General features: G+C 64.8%; 12 protein-coding genes and 1 other RNA gene. 6 read left to right on the forward strand and 7 right to left on the reverse strand.

Annotation, left to right across the window (positions count from 1 at the left end):
* Positions 1 to 151: 151 nt before the first annotated feature.
* Positions 152 to 898 carry a YebC/PmpR family DNA-binding transcriptional regulator gene (locus tag AX729_RS17195; RefSeq protein ID WP_061025081.1) on the reverse strand — a complete coding sequence of 249 codons (747 nt, stop codon included), beginning with the start codon at positions 896 to 898 and terminating at the stop codon, positions 152 to 154.
* Between the two features lie 225 nt (positions 899 to 1,123).
* Between AX729_RS17195 and AX729_RS17200 the strand changes: the two genes are divergently transcribed.
* The 3 genes from AX729_RS17200 to AX729_RS17210 all read left to right on the forward strand — a co-directional run bounded on the left by AX729_RS17200 (position 1,124) and on the right by AX729_RS17210 (position 5,859).
* Positions 1,124 to 2,872, forward strand: a complete 1,749-nt coding sequence (locus tag AX729_RS17200; RefSeq protein WP_061025083.1) for a methyl-accepting chemotaxis protein — start codon at positions 1,124 to 1,126, stop codon at positions 2,870 to 2,872.
* Positions 2,873 to 2,978: 106 nt separating this feature from the next.
* Positions 2,979 to 4,403, forward strand: a complete 1,425-nt coding sequence (locus AX729_RS17205) for a methyl-accepting chemotaxis protein (protein ID WP_061025085.1) — start codon at positions 2,979 to 2,981, stop codon at positions 4,401 to 4,403.
* Positions 4,404 to 4,722: 319 nt separating this feature from the next.
* On the forward strand, positions 4,723 to 5,859 hold the full coding sequence (locus AX729_RS17210; protein ID WP_061025087.1) for a DSD1 family PLP-dependent enzyme: 1,137 nt from the start codon (positions 4,723 to 4,725) through the stop codon (positions 5,857 to 5,859).
* A gap of 10 nt (positions 5,860 to 5,869) precedes the next feature.
* Here AX729_RS17210 and AX729_RS17215 read toward each other — a convergent pair whose 3' ends face one another.
* From AX729_RS17215 to AX729_RS17240, 6 genes are all read right to left on the reverse strand, one after another.
* Entirely contained in the window at positions 5,870 to 7,261 is a 1,392-nt protein-coding gene (locus AX729_RS17215) for a hypothetical protein (protein ID WP_063817254.1), read from the reverse strand.
* A 232-nt stretch (positions 7,262 to 7,493) separates the two neighbouring features.
* Positions 7,494 to 8,318 (reverse strand): TIGR00282 family metallophosphoesterase, encoded by an 825-nt coding sequence (locus AX729_RS17220; protein WP_061025091.1) that lies wholly within the window; start codon positions 8,316 to 8,318, stop codon positions 7,494 to 7,496.
* A complete protein-coding gene (locus AX729_RS17225; RefSeq protein WP_061025093.1) occupies positions 8,296 to 8,892 on the reverse strand; it encodes a 5-formyltetrahydrofolate cyclo-ligase in 597 nt (198 codons plus the stop codon). The genes AX729_RS17220 and AX729_RS17225 overlap by 23 nt, the downstream gene beginning before the upstream one ends.
* A 167-nt stretch (positions 8,893 to 9,059) precedes the next feature.
* Positions 9,060 to 9,220, reverse strand: a non-coding RNA gene (gene ssrS / locus AX729_RS17230) — 6S RNA.
* Between the two features lie 220 nt (positions 9,221 to 9,440).
* Positions 9,441 to 9,824: a cell division protein ZapA gene (locus tag AX729_RS17235; RefSeq protein ID WP_061025095.1), complete on the reverse strand. Its 384-nt coding sequence runs from the start codon at positions 9,822 to 9,824 to the stop codon at positions 9,441 to 9,443.
* Positions 9,821 to 10,141: a DUF4164 domain-containing protein gene (locus AX729_RS17240; RefSeq protein ID WP_014439722.1), complete on the reverse strand. Its 321-nt coding sequence runs from the start codon at positions 10,139 to 10,141 to the stop codon at positions 9,821 to 9,823. The genes AX729_RS17235 and AX729_RS17240 overlap by 4 nt, the downstream gene beginning before the upstream one ends.
* 370 nt (positions 10,142 to 10,511) lie before the next feature.
* Between AX729_RS17240 and tkt the strand changes: the two genes are divergently transcribed.
* From tkt to AX729_RS17255, 3 genes are all read left to right on the forward strand, one after another.
* On the forward strand, positions 10,512 to 12,497 hold the full coding sequence (tkt, locus tag AX729_RS17245; RefSeq protein WP_061025097.1) for a transketolase: 1,986 nt from the start codon (positions 10,512 to 10,514) through the stop codon (positions 12,495 to 12,497).
* Between the two features lie 150 nt (positions 12,498 to 12,647).
* Positions 12,648 to 13,655, forward strand: a complete 1,008-nt coding sequence (gene gap / locus AX729_RS17250) for a type I glyceraldehyde-3-phosphate dehydrogenase (RefSeq protein ID WP_061025099.1) — start codon at positions 12,648 to 12,650, stop codon at positions 13,653 to 13,655.
* Between the two features lie 180 nt (positions 13,656 to 13,835).
* Positions 13,836 to 15,032, forward strand: coding sequence for a phosphoglycerate kinase (locus tag AX729_RS17255; protein WP_061025101.1), 1,197 nt, complete (start codon positions 13,836 to 13,838; stop codon positions 15,030 to 15,032).
* The last annotated feature ends 5 nt before the right edge of the window (positions 15,033 to 15,037 follow it).

Consider the following 15,037-nt stretch of genomic DNA (forward strand, 5'->3'; position numbering starts at 1 on the left):
CCGACGCCCACCTCGCTTTCGGTCGTCATACCCCGCGAAGGCGGGGTATCCAGTACGCCGCGTCCTATCCGTATCCCTCTGGCGTCTCTGGAATACTGGATCGCCCGCCTTCGCGGGCGATGACAGCGATGGATAAGGCTGACAGACGGCCCTACCCGCCCATCTTTGCGACCAGCGCGTCCGATATCTCGAAATTGGCGTAGACCTGCTGGACGTCGTCGTGCTCGTTGAGCAGGTCCATCAGCTTGAGCAGCTTCTCGCCGGTCTCGTCATCGACGGCGACCGTGTTCTGCGGCTTCCAGATCAGCGCGGCCTTGCGCGGCTCGCCGAACCTGGCTTCCAGCGCCTTGGCGACGTCGCGGTAGCCTTCGGTCGAGGCGTAGATCTCGTGGCCGCTCTCGCCCGAGACCACGTCGTCGGCGCCGGCCTCGATCGCGGCGTCCAGCATCGCATCGTCCGAGGCGACGCTGCGGTCATATTCGATGACGCCGGTGCGGTCGAACATGAAGGAGACCGAGCCGGTTTCGCCGAGATTGCCGCCGGACTTGGTGAAGAAGGAGCGGATGTCGGACGCGGCGCGGTTGCGGTTGTCGGTCAGCGCTTCGACGATGACGGCGACGCCGCCGGGGCCGTAGCCCTCATAGCGGATCTCGTCATAGTTCTCGCCCTCGCTGCCGAGCGCCTTCTTGATGGCGCGCTCGATGTTGTCCTTCGGCATGTTCTCCTGGCGCGCGGCGATCACGGCGGCGCGCAGGCGCGGGTTCATGGCGGGGTCGGGCGTGCCGAGCTTGGCCGCGACGGTGATTTCCCGCGCCAGCTTGCCGAACAGCTTCGACTTCTGGGCATCCTGCCGCCCCTTGCGGTGCATGATGTTCTTGAATTGGGAATGTCCGGCCATGCGTGGTCTCTTGAATGGTCTTTTGGGGTCGTTCACCGATGGGGGTGGGAAGCGCGGCCTTATAGGCCGCCAACCCACCGGAATCAAAGGGCTCCGGTGCCTTGGGGTCGTACCGCGAAGGTAGCTGCCGTAATGGTTCCTGCCTAGATGTCAGGCATCGTTAACCATGACTTCATTCCGGCCTGCGAAAATAGCGCCCGACCGTCCCCCCGCAAGAGAGACCCGATGGCGTTCGGATTATTTCGGAAGCGTCTGCCGGACCAGGCTGAGCCTGCGACAGCCCCGGAGGCTCCGCAGCCGGCGGCCCACTCCGAGCCGGCCGCGGCCGCCGAGGGTGATTCGGCCCGGGAGATCCTGGAATTGCTGGAACTCGAGCTCGGCGCCATGATCCGCCAGCTCGAGCGCGCCGCCAATTCGGTGGCCGGCGGCGCCGAGGCCACCGCCGCGACGCTTGCCGCCATTCGCGACCGCACCGATGCCCTGACCGGCCGGACCAACGCGGCGCAGTCGACCGCCTCCACCTTCGCCCATGCCGCCGACAAGTTCACCCAGTCCGCCCAGGGGATCGGTGCGCAGGTCCGCAATGCCGGCAAGCTCGCCGACGAGGCCAGCGCCGCGGCGCAGGAAGCCCGCGCCAATGTCGATCGCTTGCGCGAGTCCTCCGCCGCCATCGGCAACGTCGTCAATCTGATCGCACAGATCGCACGGCAGACGACGCTGCTCGCGCTCAACTCGACCATCGAAGCCGCGCGCGCGGGCGCTGCGGGTAAGGGATTTGCGGTCGTCGCCACCGAGGTCAAGGCCCTCGCGGTGCAGACGCAAGGAGCGACCGAGGAGATCACCCGGAAGATCGACGCGCTCCAGCGCGATGCCGCCGGCTCCGCGGACGCGGTGCATCGCATCTCGCAGGCGATCGAGGCGATCCGCCCGGTGTTCGAGACCGTCAACGGCGCCGTCGCCGAGCAGAACGCGACCACCAGCGAAGTCTCGGGCAACGCCGCCAGCGCGTCGGAGTTCATCGTGTCGGTGGGCGAGAGCGCGGCCGAGATCGATGCCGCGACCAAGGCGGCCGAGACCCATGGCGCGAACGTCGCCAGTGCCGGCAAGGCCGTCACCACTTTTGCGCAGAAGCTGAAATCGCGTTGCGCCGTGCTGCTCCGCCAGAGCGAGCACGCCGACCGCCGCAAGACCGAGCGGCTGCCCTGCCACCTCAAGTTCGAGACCGCGCGCGGCGTGATGCCGGTCTATGAAGTCGCGATGGACGGCGTGCTGATCGGCGGCACGGACGCGAGCCGGCTCGCGCCGCAAGCGATGATCGAAGGCACCCTCGAAGACATCGGCGCCTGCCGCCTTCGCGTGGTCGAGCAATCCAAGGCCGGCGCCCGCGCGCAATTCGCGGGTCCCAGCGCCGCGCTCAACGAGAAGATCGAGGACAAGCTCTGGTCGATCCATGAGGAGAGCACGGAGCTGGTCACCCGCGCCATGGAGGCGGGCAATGCGCTGACGAAGATATTCGAGCAGGCGGTTGCGCGCGGCGAAGTCAAGCTGGAGGACCTGTTCGACACGGACTACGTGGAGATTGCCGGCACCAATCCGCAGCAATACCGCACGAAATATCTCGACTGGGCCGACCGCGCCCTGCCGCCGTTCCAGGAGGCGTTTCTGGCGAGGGAACCGCGGATGGCGTTCTGCGCCATGGTCGACCGCAACGGCTTCCTGCCGGTGCACAACAAGATCTATTCGCATCCGCAGCGGCCCGGCGACGTCGCCTGGAACACGGCCAACAGCCGCAATCGGCGGATGTTCAACGATCCGGCGGGGTTGGCTGCCGCGCGCAACCTGCGCTCGTACCTGGTCCAGAGCTATGCGCGGGACATGGGCAACGGCAACACCGTGATGATGCGCGAGATCGACGTGCCGATCCGCGCGCAGGGCCGGCACTGGGGCGGATTTCGCACGGCCTACAAGCTGTAGTGCACGCTCAGGCAAGACGGCAGGGGCGAATCATCCTCTAAGGTCGAATCTGGAATGGGAATGCCACCGAGCCGGTGAACGGCTCTGACTGGAGGACTCATCGAACATGTCCGTCGTACAACTTGCCGTCATGGACACCGGCTCCAACCGCACCCTCGCCGAACGGCTGATCGACCAGCTCGCCGACCGCATCGGCGGCCTCGGCGTGGAACTCGCCGACATCGCCGGCAACGTCCAGGAGGTCGCAAACCGCGTCGCGAGCCAGTCGGAACGCTTCCACCACCTGCAGAAGACGGCCGAGACCATGGTGTCGGCCAACCACGACATCGCCAACGCGTCGCAGGCCGTGCAAACGACGACGTCCGCGGCGGTCGGCGAGATCGTGCAATCGCGCGGCGCGGTCGATACCGCGGTCAGCCACATCTCCGAGCTGGTCGCGGCCGTGGAGCGGATCGAGGCGCGCCTCAGTGCCGTCGGCTCGGCACTGGCGCAGGTGGCAAAGGTATCCGGCTCGATCGAGGCGATCGCGAAGCAGACCAACCTGCTGGCGCTGAACGCAACCATCGAAGCGGCGCGCGCCGGCAACGCCGGCCGCGGCTTCGCGGTGGTCGCGAGCGAGGTCAAGAACCTCGCGGAAGCCACCCGCCAGGCCACGCACCAGATCTCCGACACCGTGCGCGATCTCGACGGCCAGATCGAAGGCCTGATCGGCGAGAGCAGCGACGCTTCGCAGCGTGCCAAGACCGCCGGCGAAGGCGCGCAAGCGATCTCCGGCATCATCTCGCGCGTCCAGCAGGGCTTTGCCTCCGTGGAAGCGGAGATCGGCAGCGTCACGCGCGCGGCGACCTCCAACCTCGGGCATTGCGACACCGTCATCAGCGAGCTCAACGAGCTCGCCAAGGGCGTCGACCTGTCCTCGCGCGATCTCAAGAACGCCGACGAGCGCGTGGCGAAGCTGCTCGACGCCTCCGAAGGCCTGATCGCGCTGATCGCCGACAGCGACGTGGAGACGTCGGACACGCCGCTGATCCGCGTGGTGGTCGAGACCGCCAAACGCATCTCCGCCGAGTTCGAGGCTGCGATCGAGCGCGGCGAGATCACGCTCGACCAGCTCATGGACGAGACCTACCGGGAGATCCCCGGCACCGATCCACGGCAGTACCTCACCAACTACGTCGACTTCACCGATCGCGTGCTGCCCGCGATCCAGGACCCGATCCAGAAATCGGATCCGCGCATCGTCTACTGCGTCGCCTGGGCAAGGAGCGGCTATCTGCCGACCCACAATCCGAACTACCGCCTGCCGCAGGGCAAGGACCCGGTCTGGAACAACGCCAATTGCCGCAACCGCCGCCTGTTCACCGACCGCACGGTGAAGAAGGTCGCAGGCAGCACGAAGCCGTTCCTGCTGCAGACCTACCGCCGCGACATGGGCGGCGGGCAGTTCGTGCTGATGAAGGATCTGTCCTCGCCGATCGTCATCCGCGGCAAGCATTGGGGCGCCTTCCGGATGGGCTTTCGGCAGGGCTGACGGCCGTTGCGCGACCGCGCTCCGGCCTCGCCAAAACAAAAAGTTCGAAAACAACCCCATGCACAGTAGGCGGGGTCAATGGAATCAACGGCTTGCGATGGCGCCAACGACTCGCATTGGGACGTCAGCGAAGCGGTTTGATTTGTCGGGCAAAACAGGGGTAGATTGCCATTATTCCGAAATTGTGAGAGGCGTGCGGTTCTCCCCCGCCGCCTGCCGAGCACCAAAAGCCGCCTGCACTGGTGCGGCGGCCGATGTTGCCCTAGACATGCCGCCGCGCATTCGGGGCGCGAACCCGAACACAATCAGATGGTTTTCGATGTCCTGTCCACCCGCCCAAATCGGCGCGCCGTTTTCCGAGATCGATACACCGGCGCTGATCATCGACCTCGACGCCTTCGAGCGCAATCTCGACACGATGGCGGCACAGGTCGGCAAGCTCGGCGTTCGCTTGCGTCCGCACGCAAAGACCCACAAATCACCGATCATTGCGGCCAAGCAGATCGCGCGCGGCGCGGTCGGCATGTGCTGCCAGAAGGTCGCCGAGGCCGAGGTCCTGGTGGCGGGCGGCGTGAGCGACGTGCTCGTCAGTAACGAGGTGGTAGGCGTGCGGAAGCTGGAACGGCTCGCCGCGCTGGCGCGCCATGCCCGCATCAGCGTGTGCGTCGACGATGCAATCGTTGTCGAGCAACTGGCGCACGCCGCGGAGCGGGCGGGATCGCACATCGAAGTCCTGGTCGAAATCGACGTCGGTGCCGGTCGCTGCGGCGTCAGGCCGGGGCCGGCGGCAGCCACCCTGGCGCGGCAGGTGGCGGGCTCGCGCTTCCTGTCGTTCGGCGGCTTGCAGGCCTATCACGGCGCCGCCCAGCATTTGCGCACGCCGGAGGAGCGGCACGCGGCCATCGCCGCTGCCGCGAACGCCACCGCGGAGACACTGCGCGTCCTCGAGGAAGCAGGCTTTCAATGCCGTACCGTTGGCGGTGCGGGCACCGGGACGTTCGAGCTCGAAGGCGCGAGCAGCATCTGGAACGAATTGCAGGCGGGCTCCTATATCTTCATGGACGCCGACTACGCCAAAAACGTCGCCGATGGCGCGCGCAACGCCAATCCGTTCGAGCATGCGCTGTTCGTGATCGCGACCGTGATGAGCACCGGCGCAGGCGAACGCGTGGTCATCGATGCCGGCCACAAGGCCCTGTCGAACGACAGCGGATTTCCGGTCGTGCTCGGCCGGCCCGATTTGCGCTATCACCGGCCCTCCGACGAGCACGGCCTGCTCGACTATGGCAGCGCGTCGTCACGGCTGACGATCGGCGACAGGGTGACGCTGATCCCCGGCCATTGCGACCCGACCGTCAATCTCTACGACTGGTATGTCGGCGTGCGCGGCTTCAACACGCCGGATGCCCGCGTGGAGGCACTTTGGCCCGTCGCGGCGCGGGGCGCGGTCACTTGACAGTCTCACTCTACAAGCGGCGCTCAAGAAGCTTTTTGACCAAGCTCTCGGTGGTAATGATGGGCACAGTTGCGCCATCAAAAGCAGCAAACAGTCGCTTGGTCGCGTCGTCGACAAATTGGGGAAGAGCTGAAAGCGGTGTCTCAAGTGGCAATTGAACGCACGTTTCGACGATATCATCATGCGCTTTGCCGCCATCCCGCAAGATGTATTGTTGGTTCGCCCAATTGGTCAGCGATCTTCCTGATAGCTGGTGCCACCGGAAGGCAAAACCAAGAGTCGTTTTCTCCGGCTCGCAGCCCAAAGCTCTGGACAGCGCAATGCCGACCGCCATTGCCTCTGCCACTCGCAAGATCATTAGCGTCGGATCGAGCACGTGACCGGGCCGAATTCGAGCAGGTACACCGTCATCTTGAAGAAGCCTGTGGAGAAAGAACTCACCTTTAGGATCAAGACGGGAAAAATCGATGTGATCCGAGAACTCCGGTGATGCGGACACAACGAGGTATTCGAATGCGCCCTCTCGCACTTTCGTGCGATTTTCTGCGTCGGACATCGTTCTAGCGTCCATCCAGACAGGCCACCCAGTATATCGAGGATTGCTGACTGCCAAGCGATCTAGCAACTCCTGATTGGCGATAGCGTTTTGCCGGGGTGGGTCAACGACGAGGGCAACACTCCAAAAGGCGCGCCCGACGAGTGGCTTCTGCTCGGCAGAAAGCTTCCGATTGTCGATGCGCTCTTTGTATCGGCTCTCACCAGCATCTATGACGCCCAATGCTCTATCGCAGAGCGTTGGCGCCTGTGACTGGCTCGTCGAAAGCTTCAACAATGAACTTAAATCAAGCCCGGGCAAATGGCGGCGAATGAACCGCCCTACGTCCGCCTCTCGATTATCAAAGCAAATCTCAACTATTTCTGCCCAATCGCGTGCTAGCGCCTCAGAGGTGCTGACAGTGCCGTTCGACGAAAGAGACCGGAAATAGACGGCATTGTTTCTTATCAGAGTTTGCGAACCGTCTTTGAGCTCGCGTTTAGCTGCGACAGGCACTTTGACGCCAGATGGCACTGATATCACTGGGTACAATACCCCGTCGCGTTCGCTCCAAGTTACAGCAATCTCAAATGGCTCAGAGGCGTATTTTGAGATGATCCCCTGGATGACATCTACATGGAAAATCGCGTCGGCGTTCGCCGGTCGCTTAGCTGCATCTGGCATCAAGGTCTTGTCGTCGAAGCCGATAACAAAAAAGCCCCCATTGCGATTGCGGAGAGCCATCGCTCCCTTAGCGATTTTTGCAATGCCTGCTGGCTGCGTCGGATCGATCCAAGTCTTGATCTCCACCGTTAAGCTCTCAGAGGGGGATGCGACTATTGCATCTACCACCGACTTCTCTGCCATGTAGATTTCCGTCCTCTGGCCCCGAGTGCGCCATCGCCTGCTCGAAATGGTAGCATTCAAGCGCAGCACTTCCACTCGCGCAAGGTGCACCATCACTTTGGCACATCTACGATGGCTGCGGATCGAGCGCCGCACCACCCGTTTCGGTACGGGCACCGCACGCTATCGATAGATCAGGCGGTATGGGTCCCGGCTTTCGCCGGGACGACACCGGGTGATTTGGCTTCGCGTTTCAGCTCAACCAGAATTTCGGCGTCGCCGGCTCCAGCCTTCCACCCATGCGCACCGGCGCAATCTTCAGCGCGAGCCCCGTCGCATCGTCCGTCTCTACCGCGACGCCGCTGAGCGTTGCCGCGCCCGCGGCCGGCTCGAAGCGGGCTGACGGAATGCCGGACGTGAACCGGCGCAGTGGCTCTTCCTTCTGCATGCCGATGATGGAATCGTAATCGCCGGTCATGCCGGCATCGGTCATGTAGGCGGTGCCGCCTGCGAGGATCTGGTGGTCGGCGGTCGGCACATGGGTGTGCGTGCCGACGACGAGGCTGGCGCGGCCGTCGCAGAAGAAGCCGATACCCTGCTTCTCGCTGCTCGCCTCGCAATGAAAATCGACGACGATGGCGTCGGCGGCAACGCCGAGCGGACAGGCGCCGAGCTCGCGCTCGAGCGCTGCAAAGGGATCGTCGAACGGGGTCATGAAGACGCGGCCCAGGGCGTTGACGACGAGGGCGTGCCTGCCGTTCTTGGTCTCGACCAGAGCGGCGCCGCGGCCGGGCGTGCCGCGCGGATAGTTCGCGGGACGCACCAGGCGCTCGGCGCGCTCGATGAAGACGAGGGCCTCGCGCTGGTCCCAGGAATGATTGCCGAGCGTCACCGCGTCGGCGCCGGCGTCGAGGAATTCCTGATAGATCGCTTCGGTGATGCCGAACCCGCCGGCGGAATTCTCGCCGTTGACGACGACGAGATCGAGGGACCAATCCTTGACCATGCCGGGCAGATATTCGGCGATTGCCGTGCGCCCGCTACGGCCGACGACGTCACCCACGAAGAGAATGCGCAACTTCAGAACTCCGGAAATCGAACACGTCCGATTCCGTTAGCACATAATCCAGCGCCACGTCGTGGGCTAGTGCCGGAACGGCCTCGATCTCTTGCGCTGCAAAAGCAAGCCCGATGCCGAGGATATTCTTGGTCTTGCGCAGATGCGCGAAGGTGAAATCGTAATGCCCCGCACCATAGCCGATGCGATGGCCGAGACGATCGAAGGCGGCCAGCGGCGTCAGCATGATGTCCGGGATCACTTCGGCGGCCGCCGGCGACGGCTCGGGAATGCCGAGCGGGCCGAGCATCAAGCGGTCGCTCGGATGGAAGATGCGGAAGACCAGCGACTGGCCGCGCGCGGTGACGCAAGGCAGCGCCAGCTTTGCGCCCTGCTCGGCGAGCCGCTTCATCAGCGGCAGCGGATCGATCTCGCTGCGGATCGGCGAGTAGCCGGAGACGATGCTGCCGGGCATGAGCTCGAACGGCAGCCCGCGCTTGGCGAGCTTGGCAGCGGCGGCAGCGCGTTTCTTGTCGCTCAGCGCGTCGCGCCTGGCGAGGGCTTTGGCACGAAGCTCGGCTTTGGAGTTGGGCATGCTTCGGTCCCCACGTCATCACCCGCGAATGCGGGTGATCCAGTATTCCAGAGGCGGTGGTGATTCACACAAAGGCCGCGGCGTACTGGATTCCCCGCTTTCGCGGGGAATGACACCTACTGAATTGGCCGCAGTCGTTTCGACAGGCACAACCAAGCAAACAAAAGTGCGAAGCCGCGTACGCCGTTGAAGCACTCGATCCCGGAGTTCCCTACGAAAGTAGGTGGGCACCATATGTCCGGGCCCACGGGCCCGGCCAGGGACAGTTCCCTAAAGGATCGATAAGGCCCCGGGGATATATGGCTCCTGACGCACGTCGCAGCCTCGCCCAGGCAATGTAACAACGATACTGACGAATCGCCAGTGGCGCGAATACGCTCGCGGCCATCCTTCGAGACGCCCGCCTGCGGCGGGCCCTCAGGATGAGGACTGAGTGCTTAGCAGCCACTTCTACAGGCAAAGCCGCCGGTCAGCCTCATCCTGAGGAGCCCGCGCAAAGCGGGCGTCTCGAAGGACGAGGCGCTTGCGCAAGCCTAACGGCAGCATTCCTACCCGATCGCAATCCCGTTGCCGACGGTGCGGTTCAGCACCTGGGTCGACTTCTCGATGCGTTCGGCCGCGGCGTTGAGTGCGTTCACCACCGCGGTCTGCGTCATCCGGGCGCGCTCAACGGCGGCGTTGCGGAAGTCCCTGAGCTCGGTCAGCTCCTGCTCCAGCGTGCGGACGCGGTTGCTGGTGTCGATCAGTTCATCGCACACGGTGAGCGCCGCCATTACCGTGAGGCGCGCATCGCCGATCTCGCCGAACTTTCCGCGCAAGGACTGGATGCGGGTTTCCAGGGTTTCGGCGAGCTTGAGCAGCCGCACCTCCTGGCCCTCCTCGCAGGCCATGCGATATTGCCGGCCATTGATGGTGACGTTGATGTGGCTCATCCGTCCTCTCCGGTATCGAGCACCGAGCGTATCGTGACGATTGCGGAATCCAGCCGGTCGGAGATCTCGCGATTGGTGCGCTCGAGCTTGCGGGCCTTCACCAGCGCGCCGTCGAGTTCGTCGGCGAGCCGCGACCGATCGGCGCCGAGCGCCTGAATCCGCGCCGCGAGCTCGTTCTCGTCGCGATCGGCATCGCGCCGCCGCTCCACCGCGCTTTCGAGCGCGTCGAGCGCCGCCGTGAGCCTGCGGGTCGCAATCTCGATCTCGACGGCGGATGATTCCGTCATGGCGGAACTGTTGGACACGCGATCGTTCATGCAGTCAGCGGCGGAACCTGGCGGCCTTTGCCCAGTGGCCTTTCCCTGGAGCTTGCCGTCCGGCAAAAGACTCGGTTCGGCAAGCGGTTAGAAGCAGAAATTTACGTGGCAAGCTAGCCCAGCGCAACGCCGCCGCAAAACTATGCACCGATCAATCGGGATGCGGCTGCGAATCGTCGGATTCCATCCGGCACGATCCCGGGGGAAAACCGATCTCCGCACGGCAACTTTTACGGCCGAACCGGCGTTTGACCGCCTTGGACTCCCGGAACCGAGGTGCTATCCCAGCCCCGACTTTCAGTGGCCGCCAGGCTCCTCCCGCGCGGGCGTACCTCGCCTCCAAGCGCCTCGTTTCAGACGGATTTCAGACATGACGCAGGTCGATCACTCCCGTATGGCCAACGCGATCCGCGGCCTTTCGATGGACGCCGTCGAGAAGGCCAAGTCGGGCCATCCCGGCCTGCCGATGGGCGCTGCCGACATCGCCACGGTGCTCTTCACCCAGTTCCTGAAATTCGATGCCGCCGCGCCCGCCTGGCCGGACCGCGACCGCTTCGTGCTCTCGGCCGGCCACGGCTCGATGCTGCTCTATTCGCTGCTGTATCTCACCGGCAATGCCGAGATGACGCTGGACCAGATCAAGCAGTTCCGCCAGGTCGACTCGCTCACCCCCGGCCACCCCGAGAACTTCCGCACCAAGGGCATCGAGACCACCACGGGGCCGCTCGGACAGGGCATCTCGACCGCGGTCGGCATGGCGCTCGCCGAGAAGATGCTGGCGGCCGAGTTCGGCAAGAAGATCGTCGATCACCACACCTATGTGCTCGCCTCCGATGGCGACCTGATGGAGGGCGTGTCGCAGGAAGCGATCGCGATGGCCGGGCACTGGAAGCTCAACAAGCTGATCGTGCTCTATGACGACAACGGCATCTCGATCGACGGCCCGACCTCGATCTCCGATTCCGTCGACCAGGTGAAGCGCTTCAAGTCGGCGGGCTGGGCCGCCGAGAAGATCGACGGCCACGACCAGGCCGCCATCGCCGCCGCCATCGCGCGCGCGCAGAAATCCAGCAAGCCGACGCTGATCGCCTGCCGCACCACCATCGGCTTCGGCGCGCCGCACAAGCAAGGCACCTCGAAGGTGCATGGCGAGGCGCTCGGCGCCGACGAGCTCAAGGCCGCCAAGGAAAATCTCGGCATCTCGCTCGAGCCGTTCTCGGTGCCCGACGACGTGCTGAAGGCGTGGCGTGCTGCCGGCAGCCGCGGCGCCGCGGCGCGTCAGGAATGGGAAGCACGACTCGGAGAGCTCGGCAGCCGCAAGCGCGCCGAGTTCGAGCGGCGCCTGCGCCATGAGCGTCCGGCTTCGCTGGCGAAGGCGCTGAAGGCGCACAAGAAGGAGCTGCTCGAGAAGCCGCTGACGGCCGCAACGCGCAAATCGTCGGAAGCGGCGATCGAGGCGATCGCCGCGGCGATGCCGATGGAATTTTTGGCCGGCTCCGCCGACCTCACCGGCTCCAACAACAACAAGGCGAAGTCGGCGACCGCCTTCTCGGCCAAGACGCCGAAGGGCCGCTTCATCCATTACGGCATCCGCGAGCACGGCATGGCCGCCGCGATGAACGGCATCTTCCTGCACGGCGGCTTTGCGCCGAACGGCGCGACCTTCCTGGTGTTCACCGACTACGCACGTCCCGCGATGCGCCTCGCGGCGCTGATGGGCGCGGGCGTCGTCTACGTGATGACGCATGATTCCATCGGCCTCGGCGAAGACGGTCCGACCCATCAGCCGGTCGAGCATCTCGCCGCGCTTCGCGCCATCCCGAACATGCGCGTTTTCCGTCCCTGCGATTCCATCGAGGTCGCCGAATGCTGGGAGCTCGCGCTCAACCGCATCGACGGCCCGACGGTGCTGGCGCTGACGCGGCAGAACCTGCCGCAGCTGCGGACCACCGCGCCGAACGACAATCCCTGCGCGACTGGGGCCTATGAACTGGTCGCAGCCCAGGGCGAAGCCAAGGCGACGCTGTTCGCCTCCGGCTCGGAAGTCGAGATCGCGGTCGCCGCCCAGAAGCAGCTCGCGGAACGCGGCGTCGCGGCGCGCGTTGTCTCCGTTCCCTCGCTCGAACTGTTGTTAGCGCAACCAGAGGCCAAGCGCGCCGCCATCATCGGCAACGCGCCGGTGAAGATTGCGATCGAGGCCGCCGTACGCTGGGGCTGGGACGCCGTGATCGGCCAGGATGGGGAATTCATCGGCATGCATTCCTTCGGCGAAAGCGGACCTGCCAAGGAGCTCTACAAGCATTTCGGCATTACCGCCGAGGCTGCGGTTAACGCTGTCCTGAAGCGCGTTTCCTGAGAGTTGAGCTTGCCGCAAAAAAGGACTACCTAATCTCCCATATGATCAAGCACCGCCCGGCCGAACCGGGCGTCCGCCCCTAAAAAACCCTCGCAGGCGCGCTATCCGCGCGTTGTGCGGGATGACAACGGTCATTGAAGGAGACGAAACATGGCAGTCCGCGTCGGAATCAACGGTTTTGGCCGCATCGGCCGCAACGTCCTGCGGGCTATCGCGGAGTCAGGCCGCAAGGACATCGAGGTCGTCGGTATCAACGATCTCGGCCCGGTCGAGACCAACGCCCATCTGCTTCGTTTCGATTCCGTCCATGGCCGCTTCCCCGGCACCGTCACCGTCGATGGCGACTCCATCAGCCTCGGCAACGGCAAGATCAAGGTGACCGCCGAGCGCGATCCCTCGAAGCTGCCGTGGAAGGATCTCGGCGTCGACATCGCGCTGGAATGCACCGGCATCTTCACCTCGAAGGACAAGGCCTCCGCCCATCTGACCGCCGGCGCCAAGCGCGTGCTGGTCTCCGCGCCCGCCGACGGCGCCGACGCCACCATCGTCTACGGCGTCAACCACGACACCCTGACCAAGGACCACATGGTCGTCTCCAACGGCTCCTGCACCACCAACTGCCTGGCGCCGGTGGCCAAGGTGCTGAACGATCTCGTCGGCATCGAGACCGGCTTCATGACCACGATCCACGCCTATACCGGCGACCAGCCGACGCTCGACACCATGCACAAGGATCTCTATCGCGGCCGTGCGGCGGCGATGTCGATGATCCCGACCTCGACCGGCGCGGCGAAGGCGATCGGCCTCGTGCTGCCCGAGCTGAAGGGCAAGCTCGACGGCGTCGCGATCCGCGTGCCGACCCCGAACGTCTCGGTGGTCGATCTCAAGATCATCGCCAAGCGCGCCACCGACGCCAAGGAGATCAACGCGGCGATGAAGCGCGCCAGCGAGCAGCAGCTCAAGGGCATCCTCGGCTACACCAGCGCGCCGAACGTCTCGATCGACTTCAATCACGATCCGCACTCTTCGACCTTCCACGAGGACCAGACCAAGGTGCAGAACGGCACCCTGGTGCGCGTGATGTCCTGGTACGACAACGAGTGGGGCTTCTCGAACCGCATGGCGGACACCGCCGTCGCGATGGCGAAGGTGATCTGAGGAAGCAACGTGCTTCCTCACTGGATCGGCATCCCTGGCGTCATATTGTTGATCGCGTTGATCGCGTACGGATTTCGCCAGGGCCTCACAGTGAGGTCTCCGAAAGACGGTGGAGGGAGTGGCGACCATGGCCATTTGCCTCTCTCCGATTCCGATACTCCGACGCACGGATGATGAACGATGTCCGCTAAATTCCGCACCCTCGACGACGTCGACGTGAAGGGCAAGCGCGTATTGCTGCGCGTCGACCTCAACGTGCCCATGGAGAACGGGCGCGTCACCGACGCGACCCGGCTCGAGCGCGTCGCGCCGACCATCACCGAAATCTCGGACAAGGGCGGCAAGGTCATCTTGCTCGCGCATTTCGGCCGGCCGAAGGGACGCGATGCCAAGGACTCGCTCAAGCCCGTGGCCGAAGCGCTGTCCAAGGTCGTGAAGAAGCCGGTCGGCTTCGCCGAGGATTGCATCGGCGAGCCCGCTGCCAAGGCGGTGGCCGGCTTGAAGGACGGCGACATCCTGTGCCTGGAAAACACCCGCTTCCACAAGGAAGAGGAAAAGAACGATCCCGCCTTCGTCGCGGAGCTCGCCAAGCTCGGCGACATCTGGGTCAATGACGCCTTCTCGGCGGCGCACCGCGCCCATGCCTCGACCGAAGGCCTCGGCCACAAGCTGCCGGCCTATGCCGGCCGCACCATGCAGGCCGAGCTCGATGCGCTGGAGAAGGCGCTGGGGTCGCCGACCAAGCCGGTCATCGCCATCATCGGCGGCGCAAAGGTCTCGACCAAGATCGACCTGCTCGAAAATCTCGTCACCAAGGTCGATGCGCTCGTAATCGGCGGCGGCATGGCCAACACCTTCCTGCACGCCCAGGGCGTTGCGGTCGGCAAGTCGCTGGCCGAGAAGGATCTCGCGCCGACCGCGCTGCGCATCATGGAGAAGGCGAACGCCGCCAACTGCGCCATCATCCTCCCGGTGGACGCCACGGTCGCCTATCATTTCGCCGCCAACGCGCCCTCGCATGCCTATGGGCTCGACGCGATTCCGGCCGACGGCATGATCCTCGACGTCGGCCCGCAATCGATCGCGCGCGTCCATGCCGCGATCGACGATGCGGCGACCCTGGTCTGGAACGGGCCGCTCGGCGCCTTCGAGATGCAGCCGTTCGACCGCGGCACGGTCGCGGCCGCCAAGCACGCCGCCGAGCGCACCAAGGCCAGGAAGCTGATCTCGATCGCGGGCGGCGGCGACACCGTCGCCGCGCTCAACCAGGCCCACGTGGCCGGTGACTTCACCTATGTCTCGACCGCCGGTGGCGCGTTCCTTGAATGGATGGAAGGCAAGCCCCTGCCGGGCGTCGAAGTTCTGCGTATCAAGTAATCAAG

It is taken from the genome of Bradyrhizobium sp. CCH5-F6, assembly GCF_001556045.1.
Taxonomy (GTDB): Bacteria; Pseudomonadota; Alphaproteobacteria; order Rhizobiales; family Xanthobacteraceae; genus Bradyrhizobium.